Source organism: Variovorax sp. OV084 (genome assembly GCF_900111625.1).
In the GTDB taxonomy this organism is placed as follows: domain Bacteria; phylum Pseudomonadota; class Gammaproteobacteria; order Burkholderiales; family Burkholderiaceae_C; genus Variovorax.
Window position 1 is genome coordinate 754,713 of record NZ_FOII01000001.1, and the last position, 17,273, is coordinate 771,985.

A 17,273-nucleotide genomic window follows, 5' to 3' on the forward strand; every position below is an offset into this window, starting at 1 on the left:
ACCTCGTTATGGGTGATTGGCATTGCCTGCGGTCATTCTTGGGCGGGCGGCCACGCGCGACCTTGCGCAGGATCAATCTCACGGCGTCCGCGCGGTGGCATCGCCCGCGCCTCGCGCCACAGGGGCACGTTGCGGACCGCGCGGAAGAATCGGCACATAGCTGCGGGTCGAGCCGCGCATGACCAGCAAAGCGACCGTGTCGCTCTCTTTGATGGACTGGATCGCTGCATCGAAATCCGCCAGGCCGGCCACTTGCACGTCGTTGACCGCGATCAGCATGTCGCCGTAGCGCAACCCCGCCCGCTGGGCCGAACCCGAGGCCGACTGCACAAAGAGGCCGGGATCCAGAAGGCTGATGCCCAGCACACCCTTTCGCTCCGAGAGTTCGAGCCCGAAGCGCGTCTCTTGCGGCAAGGCACGCGCGGCCAGCCGAGGCGCGAGGTCCGGTGGGATTTCTGCCACGCCTACCTGCATCGTCAACGGCGTCCTGTGGCGCCAGACTTTCAGTGCGAGCAGGCTACCCTTGCGGGCTCCAGCTACACGATCCTGTATGTCGGCATAGGGCATTGCGGCAGCGCCATCGACCGCCAGCACGACGTCGCCGCTGCGAAGCCCAGCCTGCTCGGCGGGGCTGTCCGGGTCGACGCGCACCACCAGCGCTCCCAATGCGGTATCGAGCCCGAAGGCCGGCGCGAGTTCGACGGTCAGGGGCTGGATGCGGGCACCGATATGCCCCCGCATCACCCGCCCGGTGATACGAAGCTCGTCCGCAATGTGCATCGCCGTGTCGATCGGCAGGCTGAACGACATGCCGGAGTACCCACCGCCGGGCGAGTAGGCCATCGAGTTCATGCCGACCACCCTGCCCCGTTCGTCGAACAACGGCCCGCCCGAGTTGCCCGGGTTGAGCACGACGTCGGTCTGGATCAGCGGCACGCCGCTCCCACCTGGCACGTAACGCGGATTGGCGCTCACCACGCCGGCGGTCACGCTGCGCTCGAAGCCGAAGGGGGCGCCCATCGCGGCGACCCATTCGCCCGGGCAGAGCTCGCTGCTGCGGCCCACGGTGACGACCGGCAAATCGGACGCCGCGACCCGCAGCAGCGCCACGTCGGTGCGGCGGTCGATGCCAATCACTTCGGCGTCGAAGCGGCGCTGGTCCTCGGTGACGATGGAGATCGCCTGGGCGCCGGTCACCGCGTGCGCACTGGTCAGGATGTAGCCGTCGCGGCGGAAGATGAACCCCGACGCGAAACCGCGCTCAACGCCGCGGCCCCATTGCGCCGGCGCGCGCTGATCGCTGTTGGCAACCCAGTCGTTGCCCGTGCCGGCGACTGTCACGCTCACCACCGCAGGCGACTGACGCGCTGCGGCCGCCACGAAATCAGAGCCTTGCAATCCCGACGACGTGCGCTCAAGGCACGCCGATCGCGTCTGCGACCAGGCGCTCGTTCCGCCTGCCAGCGCGAATGCACCGAAGGCGGCCACGATCACGCCCCGTGCCAGGGTTGCGGCACTCATTCAACGCACCAGCAAGACCGGCACCGTGCACGCAGCCAGTACCTTGGTGGCAACCGACCCCAGTACCAGGTTGGTCAAGGTGCCATGGCCCCGCGAACCCATCATCACGAGGTCGAACTGCCCCTTCTGCGCGAACGAAGCTATCTCTTCGGCGGGATGACCGATGCGGTGCTCGAAGCGGGCTTCAATGCCGTTCCTGGCCAGTAAAGCGCGCACGGGCTCGAGCACCACCCGCGCATCGTCTTCGTAGTACCCGTGCACGATGTCCGGCCCTGCGAAGGCCGCGGCTCGGTGCGGTACCGGCAGCACCGCATGAAAGACCGTGAAGGCGTGGCCCGCATTCGCCCATTCCTTGTGCGTGGTCAGGTAGGACAGCATGCGATTCGTGTAGTCGCTGCCATCGACGGCAAGCAGGATTTTCATGATGGTTCCTTCGGCGGAGACGTTCCCCGGTGCAAGGATGGTCCTCGCGCACCCGGCGCCTCGCCTTGATGCAGCGCAAGGCCGTGGCTGCCGACGCTGCCTACATTGACCGTCCATGAAAGCAGCAGAGGCAAGCATGAACAACGTCCTGGTGATCGTCTATTCCTACACGGGCACTTCCCGCCAGGTCGCGGAGCTCCTGTGCAGCCAGCAGACCTGGCAACTCGCGAGCGTCACCGAGGCGCATCCTCGCAGCGGCGCCCTCGGCAGCTTGCGTTGCGTGCTCGATTCGTTCTTCCGGCGACAGCCCGCCATTCACTACGACGGTCCGCCGCCCGGCGACTTCGATGCCGTCGTGCTGGTGTCGCCGATCTGGATGCTGCAGCTCGCCGGCCCCATGCGCAGCTTCGTCGCGCGCCAACGCTATCGGCTGCCCGACGTCGCCGTGCTCTCGGTCATGGGTGGCCAGGGGGCACCGAACGCGGCAGCAGAAATCAGCGACTTCATGGGCCGAGCGCCGATCCTGAGCTCTTCGGTCACGATGCGCGAGGTCGATGACGGCGGCTGTGCAGCGCGTCTTCAGGCCTTCGGCACCGCCGTCAGAAGCGCGGAAGATTCGCGAGACGTGGTGCGCCCGGTCACGCTGTCGCCGCAATCGATCTGAGGGGCGGCATCCAATTGATGACCGCCCTTCTCTTTTCGGTCGGCCTGCGGCTACCGGCCTAGAGGGCCGGGCCCAGGCCGATGGGCGCGGGAACGATATTCACGATGCGCGTGAAGAGCGCGTTGTATTCGAGGTCGGGCACGTGCCCGGTCATGGGGTCGCGGTTCTGCGCGAAGGCCTCGTCCAGGTCGCGCCAGTCGTTCTCGGTCAGCACCCGCTCGGCCAGCGGCAGGATCTCTCGCTCCTCCAGCGCCATGTGGCTCAGGTAGAAGTCGACATACTCGCCGACCGTTTTCTCGAATTCTTCGCGCCGCGACTCGCCCAGCATCTCGAACGCGAGCAAGGCGTGCTCGACGTTGCGGATCCTGCGTTCACCCTTGGCATGGTCGCCGTCGAGCTTGTCGAGCAGATCCCGCGAGATCGGCGTCCTGGCGCGCAGCTTGGGAAACAGCAGTTCGGTCTCCTTGCGGTGGTGGCGCTTCTCCGGAAACTCGTCCACGTAGAAAAGCATGGCTCGCAGCGTCGCGAAATCGGGCAAGGTGCCCTTCCTTCGGTGTTGCTCGAGCAGCATGACGATGGAACGGAGCACGGCGGCGAGCGCGGCGTGCTCCTGGCGAATGATGCGAACGGTGGCGTGGGTCATGAGGGTTGTCCTGTGCATGCCTCAAGGGTCGCGCTTTCATTCACGCGCGGGTTTGTTCCAGATCAAGTCCCGTCCAGTCGCAGCTTCGCACTTGATCAATGTCAAGCCGCGCGGAGCGCCCGTGCGGATACTGGACCGATCCATTCAACAAACCGGAGTCGTGCCATGTACCAGCGAATTCTTGTTCCCATCGACGGCAGTTCCACATCCAGCCATGGCCTGGCCGAAGCCATCAAGCTGGCAAAGCTCACGGGCGGACGCCTGCGCCTGGCGCACGTCATCGACGAGCTGTCCTTCGCGCTGGCCATGGATGCCTACGCGGGCCATGCCGGCAACTGGCTCGAAGAGCTGCGCGGCAACGCCACGAAGCTGCTCCAAGCCGCGCGGGCCACGGCTGCGGGAGCAGGCGTCGAAGCCGACACAGTGCTGCTCGACAGCTTCAAGGGCACCGTGCACGACCACGTCATCGCCGAGGCGGAAGCATCGAAGGCCGAACTGATCGTGATCGGCACTCACGGCCGTCGAGGAATCGGCCGCTGGGTCATGGGCAGCAGCGCGGAGCACATCCTGCGCCTGTCACCCGTACCGGTGTTGCTGGTGCGTGCTCCCGAAAGCGCGAAGACCGAACACGAGCGTTTCACACTGCCGAGCGGGACGCTCGCCAGCCAGTGAGGGTTCAGCGGTTCGCGGTCGCAGCGCGCCAGCGCGCTGCGACCAGCGCGATGTCTACGGGGTCTTCCGTGGAGACCTCGATGGCCAGCGCGCGCTCGTCGGCCTCCAGCGGGTCTTGCCATTCAAACTGACGCTCCAGCACTGCGAGGCCGGCTTCCGAGGCATCCGTGCCTGCCGCGTTGCGCTCGGCCACGCGGCGGCGCAACGTGGCCGGGGCTGCGCGGCAATCCAGGATCGTGAAAGGCACGCGGAGCTCTGCTGCCAGGGCTTCGAAGCTGCGTCGCTCGGCGCCGCGCAGGAAGGCCGCGTCCACGATCACCGGATAGCCCGCCAGCAGCGCATCGCGGGCACAGGCGCGCAGTCTCTCGAAAGTCCGCAGGGTTGCCTGCGCGCCGTAGATGTCGAGCCCAAGGGCGGCAGAACGCGCCAGCGGATCGAGGCCATACAGGCGCTTGCGCTCCACGTCCGACCGCACGCGGACAGCGCCCGCGGCGCACAACAGTTGCAAGGCAACGCTGGATTTTCCCGAGCCCGACAAGCCGTGCGTGATCATCAGGCGGGCGCCCTCCTCCGGCTGCGTCGTCAGCCGCGTCGCGCAGGCAAGGTAGTCGGGGCGGGCCTCGCCATCCGGGGGCCTTGGACCCAGCCCCGTGGCCATGGCCCGCACCAGCGCCCGATAAACCTCGTAGAAGCGCCACACCTGCAGGCCCGGGTAGTCACCGCTGTGCTGCATCGAGGCATCCAGGAAGCGGAACGCAAGATCGTCGCGGCCGTGGGCCTTCAGGTCCATGGTGAGGAATGCAAGGTCGCTCATCACGTCGATCCAGCGCAGCGCCGGGTCGAACTCGATGCAGTCGAAGGGCATGAGCGCACCGTCGACCAGGACCACGTTGGCCGTGTGCAGGTCGCCGTGGCATTCACGTATCGAGCCGCCCTGTTGGCGGGCGATCCATGCGATGCGCAGCACCTGACCCTGCTCCCGAATCCACGTGTCCAGTGCTGCAAGGGTGGCGAGGCGGCTGTCGTCGCCCTGCGCCCGCAACGCGGCCAGCACATCCGTAGCCGCTCGAACGATCGAGTCGGGGCTGCCGAAGCCTGACACCGGCGTCGCTTGCTCCGCAGCCGCGTGCAAGGCGGCCAGCCGCTGCGCGAAGCCGTCGAGCAGCGCGGGCTGCAGCCGGTCTTCCACCAGCAGATTGCGCAGCAGCGACGAATCGGGGAAACGCAGCATGCGCACCACATGGTCGATCACCGTGCCGGCGCCGCCGATGCGCGGCGACTCGCGCGTGCCGCAGACCGGTGCCACGTCGATGTAGAGCGAAGGAGCAAAACGTCGGTTGAGGCGCAGCTCCTCCTCGCAGAAGTGCTTTCGGGCCTCGACGCTGCCAAAGTCCAGGAACGGCAGGCGCACCGGCTTCTTGAGCTTGAAGGCCTGCGTCTGCGTCAGCAGCACCCAGGAAATGTGCGTCTCGACCAAGGCCACGGGTTGCCCGGTCTCCCGCTGGAGTTGCTCTCGCAGTGCGTTGACCAGTGTGGTGTCCATGTGGCGGATTTGCGATTCAACGACGTCAAAGAATAGCGAAAAGACGCCAAGGCGCCCTGCCGCCTCAGTGCGCCATCAAGACCGGCACCGTCATCCGCTCAAGTATCTGCCGCGTCACGCCGCCCAGGATCCGCTCGCGCAGGCGCGAATGGCTGTAGCCGCCCATCACCAGCAGGTCGGCGCTCAGGTCCGAAACCCGCGACAGCAACGCGTCCGCGATGTCGATTTCGGTCACTTCGGACTCGGCACGCGCCTGCACGCCGTGCCTCAGCAGGAACTGGATCATGTCCGATGCCAGCAGCTGCTGCGTGTTGTCTTCGTCGCGCGGGTGGCGCAGCGACAGGAGCGTGACGCGTGCTCCGCGCCGCAGCGCCGGCAATGCTGCCTGAAGGGCCACGGCGGCTTCACGCGAGCCGTCCCAGGCCGCGACGATGTTCTTCGGGATTCCCCCGAACATACCGGCCGAAGGCACGACCAGCACCGGTCGCCCCACTTCCATCAGCACCTGCTCGGCAAGCCCGCGCACCGTGGTGTCCTTCCTGTTCGAGTCGTCTTCCTGTCCGAGCACCACGAGATCGCTCGCACGCCCGTACCGCACAACGGCGTCCACCGTGGCGCCATCGACCAGCCGCACCTCGTACGACAGGGGCCCTGATCCGGCGATGCCTTCCCTGAACTCGCGCGCGATGGCTTCGGCTCGCCGATGCAGGTAGTCGGCGGACTCGGCGATGTAGTCGGTCATGCCGGTGGCGATGGCGTCGGCGGGAATCACGCCGTCATACAGGCCGGTGGGCACCAGCCCGACCAGGTGGCTCTCGTGCGCTCGAGACCACTGGGCCGCCATCGCGGCCCGCACGGGGCTGCGGACCGAGTGGTCCAGGTGAACGAATATGGTCTTGAAGTTCATGGATGCTCCCGCAAGGTGGTGCGCCGCGTCCTGGCGCAGGAAATGGACCGGAAAATCCACTGCCTACGCTTCGATGATCACCTTGAGCGCATGCGTCTCGGCTGCGCGCCCGAAGGTGTCGTAGGCGTCCAGCACCTGATCCAGCGTGAAGCGGTGCGTGATCAACCGGGCCGGGTCCACCTTGTGGGACTGCACCGTCTTCAGCAGCATCGGCGTGGACACGGTGTCGACCAGCCGGGTGGTGATCGCGATGTTCTGCGACCACAGCCGCTCCAGGTGAAGCTCGGCCGGGTGCCCGTGAACGCCGATGTTCGCGATGGTGCCGCCGGGCGCCACGATGTCCTGGCACAGCACGAAGGTGGCCGGTATGCCGACCGCCTCGATCGACACGTCGACGCCGCGCCCGCCTGTCAGCGCGAGCACCGCCTCGGCCGCCTTGCCGTCGGTGCTGTTGATCGTGTGCGTCGCGCCGAAGCGGCGCGCAACCTCGAGCCGGCCGTCGTCCAGGTCGATCAGGATGATCTGCGACGGCGAATAGAACTGGGCCGTGAGCAGCGTGGCCAGGCCGATCGGCCCGGCGCCCACGATGGCCACCGTGCTGCCGGGCGCGACCTTGCCGTTGAGCACGCCGCACTCGAAGCCGGTCGGCAAGATGTCGCTGAGCATCACCAGAGCCTCTTCGTCCGCGCCGGGCGGAACGGGATACAGGCTGGTGTCCGCATGCGGAATGCGCACGTACTCGGCCTGCGTGCCGTCGATGGTGTTGCCGAGAATCCAGCCGCCGGTGGCGCAGTGCGAATACATGCCGCGGCGGCAGTTCTCGCACTTGCCGCACGACGAGATGCACGAGATCAGCACATGGTCGCCAGCCCGGAAGGCCGTGACGCCGGCTCCGACGCTCTCGACCACGCCCACACCCTCGTGCCCGAGGATGCGGCCCGGCGTGCAGGTCGGCACATCGCCCTTGAGGATGTGCAGGTCGGTGCCACAGATGGTCGTCTTGAGTATCTTGACGATGGCGTCGCCCGGCGCCTGGATCTCCGGCTTGGGATGGTCTTCGAGCGATTTGAGGCCGGGGCCCCGGTATACGAGTGCTTTCATGCCGCAACGTTATGCGTCCCTGCCCGCCCTCCCCTTGCGATAGCGCAAGGAATCCTCGCGTCTGCGACGTCGTCTGGCGCGCTAACTCCAGGACACCTCGGCGAAAGCCTCGACAAAGCGCGACAAGTCACCACGCGGCAGCCGGTCAATGCCGGCCGCGCGCGAGCGGCCAGCACCGCCGAAGCGGCTGCACAGCGCATGGGCGCCGCGCGGAAGTGCCAGCGGCGCGCGCACGCTGACGACATAGCCGTCGCCCTGCACCTTCAGTACCGCATGCGCACAGCCGGGCTCGCCGTTTGCCAGCTCGTTGGCAAGACAGCCCTGCACGCGCCGGCTCCACTGCGCATCGGGCAGCACGCGCACGCTGCCCTGAGGCCCCTGCCAGAGCACGGCGGCGTCCGCACCCAGCCGCAGGTCGCTGTGGCGCATTGCATCGATCTCGTCGACGACGCTCTCGTGCGCCAGCATGTCGCGCGGGTCCGGGTAGCGCGCCATCAGCGGAAACAGCAGGCGGGGTGCGATGCGCACGTCGTGCTCGAACTCGCCGTAGGCGTTGTAGTTGATCAGCACGCCCAGCCGGCGCAGCCCGGCGCAGTCGCCGGGCTCGAAGCCGCCTTCGAGCGCCAGCCGGTCGGCCACTGGGCCCAGGTTGTCGCCATAGATGCCGACCAGCGCCCAGGCGCGATGCGCTCCGCCCAGGTGGCGGTCGACCAGCAGGCTGGTGCAGACATCGCTCGCCTCGTCGATGTGCGCCTCCAGGTTCGGGTGCACCGGCACCTCGCCGGCGGCGTGATGGTCGAAGTAGCGCACGCGCAGGCCGTCGTCGAGCAGGCGCTGCAGTTCGCCGCGGTTGCGCTGCATCGAGATGTCGAACACGTTGACTTCGTCGCCGGCTTGTCCCTGGACGCGGCCGAGCAGCGCGATGTCGCGCTTGAGCCCCGTCACGAGCTCTGCCGGCCCGGGCTCGTGCAGCCGCCACTGCACGACGGCGCAGAGGCCGTCGGCATCGCCGTTGCAGACATCGAATCGCCAAACCATTACGCAAGCCTCAATCGCATCCTCTCGGCGCAGGGCCGTTCAGGCGTAGGAACGCAGGCGGCGGGAAAAGTCCGCCAGCGGTGCGATGCCGCTCGCCTCGGCGCGCTGGCACCAGTCCTGCAACTGCCTGGCAAGCTGCTCGCCGGTGGCGGCGGAACGGCTCCACAAGGCGGTCAACTCCCCGCGCATGGAATACATAGTAGTCAGTGCCTGCGATGCATTCAACGCCTGTATCACCTGCTGGTACCGCGACGGGCCGAGCAGGCCTTGGTCCTTGCCCAGCAATGGCTTCACGGCCTTGAGGGCACGCGCGGCTTCAGGCGACATGCGGCGCAGGCGACCGAGCTCCACTGCGCAGGCCTTCTTCAGCGAGCGCGAGTAGTTCGACAGGACGTCGTAGTGGCAGCGGATGACTGCCTGCACCGTGGCGAGATCGACATTCGCCTTGGGCGCGACGAGGCGCGGCGTGGGTGCCACGTGTTTCACCGTCGCCAGTCCCAGGGCCTGCAGCGTGCGGATGTAGAGCCAGCCGATGTCGAACTCGAACCACTTGCTCGAGAGCTTGGCCGAGCTGGGAAAGGCGTGGTGGTTGTTGTGCAGCTCTTCCCCGCCGATCAGGATGCCGATCGGCGAGATGTTCGTGCTGGCGTCACGGGCGGGCCAGTTGCGGTAGCCCCAGTAGTGGCCGATGCCGTTGACCACGCCGGCCGCCCAGAACGGGATCCACGCGATCTGCGTGAGCAGGACCAGGCCGCCCGGCACCACGCCGAAGAGTGTCATGTCCACGATGCCCATCAGCACGATGCCGAGGATCTTGTGCTTCGAATAGAGATTGCGCTCCAGCCAGTCGTCAGGCGTGCCGTGGCCGTAGCGCTCGAGGGTTTCCGCATGCCCCGCTTCGCGCACGTAGAGGAACACGCCGCCCCACAGCACCCTGTTGAGCCCGTACACCTGCGGGCTGTGCGGGTCTTCGGGTGTTTCGCACTTGGCGTGGTGCTTGCGGTGCACCGCGGCCCACTCCTTCGTCACCATGCCGGTGGTCAGCCACAGCCAGAAGCGGAAGAAATGGCTTACCGCCGGGTGCAGTTCGAGCGCGCGATGCGCCTGGTGGCGGTGCAGGAAGATGGTGACCGAAGCGATGGTGACGTGCGTGAGCGCCAGCGCGGACAGCACCGCGCCCCACCATGGAAGATCGAGAAGACCGGAATAAAGAAGGGATTGCATTCGTACCTCGTGAACAGTGCGGGCGATTCTGCGGACCGCACCTCCCACGGCCTTTGATGCACGTCAACACCGTGCCGGCATTCCAGCCGTAGCGAATGCGGCGCTTGTCGTCCGCTTGCTTGATACAGCGCAACAGCGACATGCGCCTGTTTGCCTAGAGTGAAACTTCCCCAACCCACTTCGGGGTCGCTGTCTGGCAGCGAGCCTTCCGCGCGTACCGCCCCCGGGACTCCGAAGGAACTCGCATGCTCAGCGCCTACATCACCCACCCCGACTGCGCGCACCACGACATGGGCGCGGGCCACCCGGAATGCCCCGAGCGGTCTTCCTCCATTCATGACCGACTGCTGATCGCGGGCCTGCTCGACTACATGGCGCCGTACGATGCGCCCCTTGCCACGCGCACCCAGCTGGCGCGCGCACACACGATGTCGTACGTGCGCGAACTCATTGCCGCCGCTCCCACCGAAGGCCACCGCTTCGTCGACCCCGACACCCTCATGAACCCGCACACCGTGCAGGCCGCGCTGCGCGCCGCCGGTGCCGCGGTGCTGGCAACCGACCTGGTGCTGGCGGGCAAGGCGTCCACGGCTTTCTGCAACGTGCGCCCGCCCGGGCACCATGCAGTGCGCGAAGCGGCCATGGGGTTTTGCTTCTTCAACAATGTGGCAGTGGGCATCCGGCATGCGCTGGACGTGCACGGCCTGCAGCGCGTGGCCCTGATCGACTTCGACGTGCACCACGGCAACGGCAGCGCCGACATCTTCCGCTGCGACGATCGCGTGCTCATGTGCTCCATCTTCGAGAAGGGCATCTACCCCTTCTCGGGCGAAGACGACAACGGCTCGCACATGGTGAATATTGGCTTGCCCGCGCGTTCGGGCAGCGATGCGTTCCGCGCGGCTGTCACCGGGTGCTGGCTGCCGGCGCTCGAAGCCTTCGCGCCGCAGCTCGTCTACATCTCGGCGGGCTTCGACGGGCATCGGGAGGACGACATGGGCAACCTCGGTCTGGTGGAGCGCGACTACGCCTGGGTCACACGGCAGATCATGGATGTGGCGCAGCGCCATTGCCATGGGCGCGTCATCTCTTGCCTTGAGGGCGGCTATGCGCTCAGCGCCCTCGCCCGCAGCGCCGCAGCGCATGTCAAGGTGCTGATAGGCGCTGACTGACCACGGCGCCGGACCGTGGCCAGCGTGCAGGCTCGTTCAGTGCCCGCTCGCGCCATGCGCGCCGATGCCGGTCTCGGAACGCACCTGCTGGGCGAGGAAGCCGCCGCGGTCCACCTGGGAGCGCGCGCTGCGGTCCAGCACCGAGAACAGCCAGATGCCCGCGAACGCGATGCTCATCGAGAACAGGCACGGCGAGGTGTACGGGAACGGCGCCGACCCCGCCGGGTAGCCGAAGGTGGCCTCCCAGACCGAAGGCGACACCACCGTCAGCGCCACCGAAGAGACCAGCCCGAGGAAGCCGCCGATCACCGCGCCGCGCGTGGTGCAGCCCTTCCAGAGCACCGACATGAAGAGCACCGGGAAGTTGGCCGAGGCCGCGATGGCGAAGGCCAGCGACACCATGAAGGCAATGTTCTGCTTCTCGAACACGATGCCCAGCAGCACCGCCAGCGCACCGAGCGCCAGCGTGGTGATCTTGGACACGCGCAGCTCGGCCGCGCTGCCGGCGTCGCCCTTCTTGATGACGGTGGCATACAGGTCGTGCGACACCGCCGACGCGCCCGACAGCGTGAGGCCCGCCACCACCGCGAGGATGGTCGCGAAGGCCACCGCCGAGATGAAGCCCAGGAACACGTTGCCGCCCACCGCATTGGCCAGGTGGATCGCCGCCATGTTGCCGCCGCCCTTGAGCACGCCCTTGGCGTCGAGGAAGTCGGGGTTGGTCAGCACGAAGGTGATGGCGCCGAAGCCGATGATGAAGGTCAGCAGGTAGAAGTAGCCGATCCAGCCTGTGGCCCACATGACCGACTTGCGCGCCTCCTTGGCACTGGGCACGGTGAAGAAGCGCATCAGGATGTGCGGCAGGCCGGCCGTGCCGAACATGAGCGCCATGCCGAAGGAGATGGCCGAGATCGGGTCCTTCACGAAGTTGCCCGGGCCCATGATCGACTGTCCGATGCTCGCTGCCACCTGGGCGGTCTTGCCGTCCTTGAGTGCCAGGTCGGTCTTGACCTTCACCGCACCGGCGAACATCGCCTCCGGGCTGAAGCCGAAGTGCCACAGCACCGACACCGCCATGAAGCTCGCGCCGCCCAACAGCAGGCCGGCCTTGATGATTTGCACCCAGGTGGTGGCCGTCATGCCACCGAAGAGCACGTAGACCATCATGAGCGAGCCCACGATGACCACCGCGATCCAGTATTCGAGGCCGAACAGCAGCTTGATGAGTTGCCCTGCCCCCACCATCTGCGCGATCAGGTAGAACGCCACCACCACCAGCGTGCCCGAGGCCGCGAAGATGCGCACCGGGGTCTGCTTGAAGCGGAAGGCCGCCACGTCGGCGAAGGTGAACTTGCCGAGGTTGCGCAGCCGCTCGGCCATCAGAAAGGTGATGACAGGCCAGCCGACGAGAAAACCGATGGAATAGATCAACCCGTCATAGCCGGTGGCCATCACTGCGGCCGAAATGCCGAGGAACGACGCCGCCGACATGTAGTCGCCCGCAATGGCAAGCCCGTTCTGGAAGCCCGTGATGCCGCCGCCGGCCGTATAGAAGTCGGATGCCGATCGGGTGCGCGCCGCGGCCCACTTGGTGATGAAGAGCGTTCCCACCACGAACAGCGCGAACATGCCGATGGCGGTCCAGTTGGTGGGCTGCCGCTGGAGCTGGCCCAGGTCGGCGCCAGCCGCAAGAGCGCCCGCCGAGACGGCGCCCAGCGCAAGAAGGACGGCGGCGGACCGCATGCGCAGGAGATGTGCGTTCATGGCTTGGCCACCTTCTGCACGGCCTTGACCACGGCGTCGGACAGGGTGTCGAACTCCGCGTTCGCACGGCGCACGTAGTAGCCGGTGATGGCCACGGTGAAGACGATCACGCCGAAGCCGATCGGCATGCCAAGGGTCATGACGCCTTCGCCCATGCGTCGCGCCAGGAACTCTTTGTCGAAGGCCACCAGCAGCACGAAGCCGTAGTAGGCGGCGAGCATCAGCACCGCCAGCGTCCAGCCGAAGCGGTCACGCCGGCGCTTGAGTTGCTTGTACTGCGGATTCGCGGCAATGCGCGCGACCAGATCGTCTTCCATGGAGTCTCCTTGTGTGCGATGGCCCGATTAGGAGTGCACGCGCCGCATCGAAGCTTGCGCTGGCGCAAGGTTTTCTCCTTCACCGTCGGCAAGATCGCGCCACCACCTCCACGAAAGACACGAGACATGAACGCTCCCGATCTCCCGTCCCGTCTTCCGGTCTATGCGCCCCCGGAAGCACTCTCCCGCACCGCGCATATCGCCGGTCGCGCCGCATACGACGCCCTTGTGGCCGAGGCCGATGCCGACCACGAGGGCTACTGGGCTCGCCTTGCGCGCGAATTCATCGGCTGGAAAACGCCGTTCACCAAGACGCTCGACAGCAGCGATGCGCCCTACTACCGCTGGTTCGAGGACGGCACCCTCAACGTCTCGTGGAACTGCCTCGACCGCCAGGTGGAGGCCGGCAAGGGCAACAAGGTGGCGATCATCTTCGAGTCGGACGACGGCAAGGTCACCCACACAACCTATTCGCAACTGCTCGCGCAGACCTGCCGCATGGCCAACGCGCTGAAAGCGCGCGGCGTGAAGAAAGGCGACCGTGTCGTCATCTACATGCCGATGTCGGTCGAAGGCGTGGTCGCGATGCAGGCCTGCGCGCGGCTGGGCGCGGTGCACTCGGTGGTGTTCGGCGGCTTCTCGGCGCACGCGCTGCGCGACCGCATCGCGGACACCGGCGCCGCCGTGGTCATCACGGCGGACCAGCAGGTGCGCGCGGGCAAGCAACTGCCGCTCAAGGCAATGGTCGACGAGGCGCTCGCACTGGGCGGCTGCGAGGCGGTGGAGTCGGTCATCGTCTACCGCCGCACCGGCGGGCCCATTGCATGGACGCCGCGCGATCTGTGGATGCACGAGATCACTGAAGCACAGGGCGACAGCTGCGAACCCGAATGGGTGGGCGCCGAGCATCCGCTGTTCCTGCTCTACACATCGGGCTCCACCGGCAAGCCGAAGGGCGTGCAGCACTGCAGCGGCGGCTACCTGCTGCATGCGGCACTCACCACGAAGTGGACCTTCGACATGCACGACGACGACGTGTTCTGGTGCACGGCCGACATCGGCTGGGTCACCGGCCACACCTACATCGCCTACGGCCCCCTGGCCATCGGCGCGACGGAGGTGGTGTTCGAGGGCGTGCCCACATTCCCCGACGCGGGGCGCTTCTGGCAGATGATCGAGCGGCACGGCGTCACGGTCTTCTACACGGCACCCACCGCCATCCGCTCGCTCATCAAGGCTGCCGAAGGCAACTCCGCCGTTCACCCCGACCGCTACGACCTGCGCAGCCTGCGCGTGCTGGGCTCGGTCGGCGAGCCGATCAACCCGGCCGCGTGGGAGTGGTATCGCAAGCACGTGGGCGGCGGCCGCTGCCCGGTGCTCGACACCTGGTGGCAGACCGAGACCGGCGGCCACATGATCACGCCGCTGCCGGGTGCCACCGACCTCGTGCCGGGCTCCTGCACCCTGCCCTTTCCGGGCATCGCCGCGGCCATCGTCGACGAGATGGGCAACGACGTGCCCAACGGCGAGAGCGGCCTGCTGGTCATCAAGAAGCCCTGGCCGAGCATGATCCGCGCGGTGTGGGGCGACGACGCGCGCTACCGTTCGAGCTACTACCCGCCGGAGCTGCGCGGCTACTACCTGGCGGGCGACGGCGCCGCTCGCGATGCGCTCACGGGCTACTTCACCATCGGCGGGCGCATCGACGACGTGTTGAACGTCAGCGGCCACCGCATGGGCACCATGGAAATCGAATCGGCGCTCGTGGCCTGCACGGCGCTGGTGGCCGAGGCCGCAGTGGTCGGCCGGCCAGACGACACCACCGGCGAGGCGATCTGCGCGTTCGTGGTGCTCAAGCAGCCGCGCCCCGAGGGCAAGGAAGCCGACCGCCTGGCGGCCGAGCTGCGCGCCTGGATCGGCAAGGAGATCGGCCCCATCGCCAAGCCCAAGGAGATCCGCTTCGCCGACAACCTGCCCAAGACGCGCAGCGGAAAGATCATGCGCCGCCTGCTGCGCTCGGTGGCCAAGGGCGAGGCGATCACGCAGGATGTGTCGACGCTGGAGAACCCGGCGATCCTCGATCAGCTGACCGAGGCGCACTGAACCCGCCCTGCCCGGCTAGCTCCGGGCCGGGGAGCGGTGCACCGGGAGCGCATTCAACGGAATGCGCAAGTACGCAACGCCGTTGTCGTCGGCCGGAGGAAGTCGTCCCGCCCGCACGTTCACCTGGATCGACGGGAGGATGAGCGTCGGCACGTCCAGCGTCGCGTCGCGGGCCGTGCGCATCGCGACGAACTCGTCGGCGCCGATGCCGTCGCGCACATGGATGTTGTGTGCGCGCTGTTCCGCCACGGTGCTCTGCCAGCGTGCCTGTCGCGACGCCGGCGGGTAGTCGTGGCAGACGTACACGGCGGTGTCGGGCGGCAGATCCAGCAGCCTGCGCATCGACCCGTAGAGCTGGCGCGCATCGCCGCCGGGAAAGTCGGCGCGTGCGCTGCCGAGGTCGGGCATGAAGAGCGTGTCGCCGACGAAGACGGCGCCGTCCACCAGGTAGGCCATGTCTGCGGGGGTGTGGCCCGGCACCAGCAAGGCGGTGGCTTCGACGTCGCCGATCCTGAAGACTTCGCCATCCTTGAACAGGTGATCGAACTGGCTTCCGTCCGGCAGGAAGCCGCGTTCGAGATTGAAGAGCTTCTTGAAGGTCGACTGGACGACGCGGATGTTCTCGCCGATGGCGATCTTTCCGCCGACCTGCTCCTGGACGTGGCGGGCGCCGGACAGATGATCGGCGTGCGCATGGGTCTCCAGGATCCAGTCGACGCTCAGGCCGTGGTCGCGGACATAGGCAAGCAGCTTGTCTGCCGACGCAGTGCCGGTGTGCCCTGACTTGAAGTCGTAGTCCAGCACGGGGTCGATGACCGCGGCATGCCTGGTGGCGTGCTCCCACACGACGTAGGAAATCGTCCATGTCGCGGGATCGAAAAAGCCTTGGGTCGTCGTGCGTGCTGTCATGAGTGCTCCATCCATGGATGTTCCGTTGCCCGTCATAACAATATATATTTGAATATAATATGTCAATCGAAAGCGAAGCCCGGAACCCATGAAGCACTCATCCCTGGCCATTGACCCTGAACTCCTGCGCGGAGCCGCCGGCAAGGCGGTCGTGGCGCTGAAGCTCCTGGCCAACGAAGACCGCCTCCTCCTCCTGTGCCAGCTGTCGCAGGGCGAGATGTGCGTGAGCGATCTGGAGCAGAAGCTGGGCATTCACCAGCCCACGTTGTCGCAGCAACTGGGCGTGCTGCGCAACGAGGGCGTGGTCAACACCCGTCGCGACGGCAAGAACATCTTCTACAGCGTGGCCGACCCGGCGATGCTGGAAATCCTCGCGGTTCTCTACCGCCTCTACTGCCCGAAGGAGGAATGATGGCCATCGACTGGAACCACTTCACCCCGTTCGCAGCGCTGGCCGGCGGCGTGCTCGTCGGCATCGCCACGGCGATGTTCGTGTTGCTCAACGGGCGCATCACAGGCATCAGCGGCGTACTCGGCGGGCTCCTCAGGCCGATCAGGGGCGACATAGCCTGGCGCGCCGCCTTCACGCTCGGGCTTGTCGGCGCACCGCTGGTCTATCTGCTCTTCGCGGCGCTGCCCAGGCCGCAGATCGACGCGAACTACGGCACGCTGAGCCTGGCGGGGTTGCTCGTCGGCCTGGGCACTCGCTACGGGTCTGGCTGCACCAGCGGCCACGGGGTCTGCGGCCTTTCCCGCCTGTCGCCGCGCTCGCTCGTGGCCACGGCCGCATTCATGGGCGCCGGCTTTGCCACGGTGTTCGTGACACGTCATCTGCTCGGTGCCTGAGGGGATTTCATGCTCGTTCTCGCTTCGCTGCTCGCCGGCCTGGTCTTCGGGCTCGGCCTCATCGTCTCCGGCATGGCCAATCCGGCCAAGGTGCTCGGCTTCCTCGACCTCTCCGGCGCCTGGGACCCGTCCCTGGCCTTCGTCATGGCCGGTGCCATTGCCGTCGGCATGGTCGCATTCATGCTGGCAAGGCGTCGCACGGTATCCATCCTCGGGGTCGAGATGCGCCTGCCCTCGGCGCGCCACATCGACCGTCGCCTGATCGCGGGCAGCCTGCTCTTCGGCATCGGCTGGGGCATCGCAGGCTTCTGCCCCGGCCCGGGCCTGGTCGCCCTCGGAATGGGCGAAGTCAAGGCCCTCGTCTTCGTGGCCGCGATGCTGGCTGGCATGAGCATCTTCGAATTCTTCGAGCGGCTCGGTCGCTGA

At 67.0% G+C, this 17,273-nt stretch carries 18 protein-coding genes; 7 read left to right on the plus strand and 11 right to left on the minus strand.

Annotated elements, in window-relative coordinates:
- Positions 1–78: 78 nt before the first annotated feature.
- Together BMW87_RS03715 and BMW87_RS03720 are read right to left on the minus strand one after the other, a co-directional pair.
- Positions 79–1,521: a trypsin-like peptidase domain-containing protein gene (locus tag BMW87_RS03715; protein WP_093074242.1), complete on the minus strand. Its 1,443-nt coding sequence runs from the start codon at positions 1,519–1,521 to the stop codon at positions 79–81.
- Entirely contained in the window at positions 1,522–1,944 is a 423-nt protein-coding gene (locus tag BMW87_RS03720) for a universal stress protein (RefSeq protein WP_093074244.1), read from the minus strand.
- Positions 1,945–2,080: 136 nt separating this feature from the next.
- Between BMW87_RS03720 and BMW87_RS03725 the strand changes: the two genes are divergently transcribed.
- A complete protein-coding gene (locus BMW87_RS03725; protein WP_093074246.1) occupies positions 2,081–2,608 on the plus strand; it encodes a flavodoxin family protein in 528 nt (175 codons plus the stop codon).
- Positions 2,609–2,666: 58 nt separating this feature from the next.
- Here the strand turns inward: BMW87_RS03725 and BMW87_RS03730 are convergent, their stop codons facing one another.
- On the minus strand, positions 2,667–3,251 hold the full coding sequence (locus tag BMW87_RS03730) for a hemerythrin domain-containing protein (protein ID WP_093074248.1): 585 nt from the start codon (positions 3,249–3,251) through the stop codon (positions 2,667–2,669).
- A 165-nt stretch (positions 3,252–3,416) separates the two neighbouring features.
- Here BMW87_RS03730 and BMW87_RS03735 point away from each other — a divergent pair, with 165 nt between their 5' ends.
- Entirely contained in the window at positions 3,417–3,923 is a 507-nt protein-coding gene (locus tag BMW87_RS03735; RefSeq protein ID WP_093074250.1) for a universal stress protein, read from the plus strand.
- A gap of 4 nt (positions 3,924–3,927) precedes the next feature.
- Here BMW87_RS03735 and BMW87_RS03740 read toward each other — a convergent pair whose 3' ends face one another.
- The 5 genes from BMW87_RS03740 to BMW87_RS03760 form a co-directional block, all read right to left on the minus strand.
- Positions 3,928–5,466: a bifunctional aminoglycoside phosphotransferase/ATP-binding protein gene (locus tag BMW87_RS03740; RefSeq protein WP_093074252.1), complete on the minus strand. Its 1,539-nt coding sequence runs from the start codon at positions 5,464–5,466 to the stop codon at positions 3,928–3,930.
- A 64-nt stretch (positions 5,467–5,530) separates the two neighbouring features.
- Positions 5,531–6,373: a universal stress protein gene (locus tag BMW87_RS03745; RefSeq protein WP_093075205.1), complete on the minus strand. Its 843-nt coding sequence runs from the start codon at positions 6,371–6,373 to the stop codon at positions 5,531–5,533.
- 63 nt (positions 6,374–6,436) lie between these two features.
- Positions 6,437–7,474 (minus strand): zinc-dependent alcohol dehydrogenase family protein, encoded by a 1,038-nt coding sequence (locus tag BMW87_RS03750; RefSeq protein WP_093074254.1) that lies wholly within the window; start codon positions 7,472–7,474, stop codon positions 6,437–6,439.
- 81 nt (positions 7,475–7,555) lie between these two features.
- Entirely contained in the window at positions 7,556–8,512 is a 957-nt protein-coding gene (locus tag BMW87_RS03755; protein ID WP_093074256.1) for a hypothetical protein, read from the minus strand.
- A 39-nt stretch (positions 8,513–8,551) separates the two neighbouring features.
- Positions 8,552–9,736, minus strand: coding sequence for a DesA family fatty acid desaturase (locus BMW87_RS03760; RefSeq protein WP_093074258.1), 1,185 nt, complete (start codon positions 9,734–9,736; stop codon positions 8,552–8,554).
- A gap of 245 nt (positions 9,737–9,981) precedes the next feature.
- Between BMW87_RS03760 and BMW87_RS03765 the strand changes: the two genes are divergently transcribed.
- Positions 9,982–10,908, plus strand: coding sequence for a histone deacetylase family protein (locus tag BMW87_RS03765; protein WP_093074260.1), 927 nt, complete (start codon positions 9,982–9,984; stop codon positions 10,906–10,908).
- Positions 10,909–10,944: 36 nt separating this feature from the next.
- On the opposite strand, the gene BMW87_RS03770 is transcribed toward BMW87_RS03765, so the two are convergent.
- Both BMW87_RS03770 and BMW87_RS03775 read right to left on the minus strand, forming a co-directional pair.
- Positions 10,945–12,672, minus strand: a complete 1,728-nt coding sequence (locus BMW87_RS03770) for a cation acetate symporter (RefSeq protein WP_371127432.1) — start codon at positions 12,670–12,672, stop codon at positions 10,945–10,947.
- Complete coding sequence (locus BMW87_RS03775) at positions 12,669–12,989, minus strand: DUF485 domain-containing protein (protein WP_093060066.1); 321 nt, start codon at positions 12,987–12,989, stop codon at positions 12,669–12,671. The genes BMW87_RS03770 and BMW87_RS03775 overlap by 4 nt, the downstream gene beginning before the upstream one ends.
- Positions 12,990–13,115: 126 nt before the next feature.
- Between BMW87_RS03775 and acs the strand changes: the two genes are divergently transcribed.
- Positions 13,116–15,092, plus strand: coding sequence for an acetate--CoA ligase (acs, locus tag BMW87_RS03780; RefSeq protein ID WP_093074262.1), 1,977 nt, complete (start codon positions 13,116–13,118; stop codon positions 15,090–15,092).
- A gap of 15 nt (positions 15,093–15,107) precedes the next feature.
- Here acs and BMW87_RS03785 read toward each other — a convergent pair whose 3' ends face one another.
- Positions 15,108–16,001 (minus strand): MBL fold metallo-hydrolase, encoded by an 894-nt coding sequence (locus BMW87_RS03785; RefSeq protein ID WP_093074264.1) that lies wholly within the window; start codon positions 15,999–16,001, stop codon positions 15,108–15,110.
- 88 nt (positions 16,002–16,089) lie between these two features.
- Between BMW87_RS03785 and BMW87_RS03790 the strand changes: the two genes are divergently transcribed.
- From BMW87_RS03790 to BMW87_RS03800, 3 genes are read left to right on the plus strand one after another with little or no spacing between them, the layout of a single operon-like run.
- Positions 16,090–16,413: an ArsR/SmtB family transcription factor gene (locus BMW87_RS03790; RefSeq protein WP_093060072.1), complete on the plus strand. Its 324-nt coding sequence runs from the start codon at positions 16,090–16,092 to the stop codon at positions 16,411–16,413.
- Positions 16,413–16,847, plus strand: a complete 435-nt coding sequence (locus BMW87_RS03795; protein ID WP_093074266.1) for a YeeE/YedE family protein — start codon at positions 16,413–16,415, stop codon at positions 16,845–16,847. Before BMW87_RS03790 ends, BMW87_RS03795 begins: the two co-directional genes overlap by 1 nt.
- 9 nt (positions 16,848–16,856) lie before the next feature.
- Positions 16,857–17,273, plus strand: a complete 417-nt coding sequence (locus tag BMW87_RS03800) for a DUF6691 family protein (protein WP_093074268.1) — start codon at positions 16,857–16,859, stop codon at positions 17,271–17,273.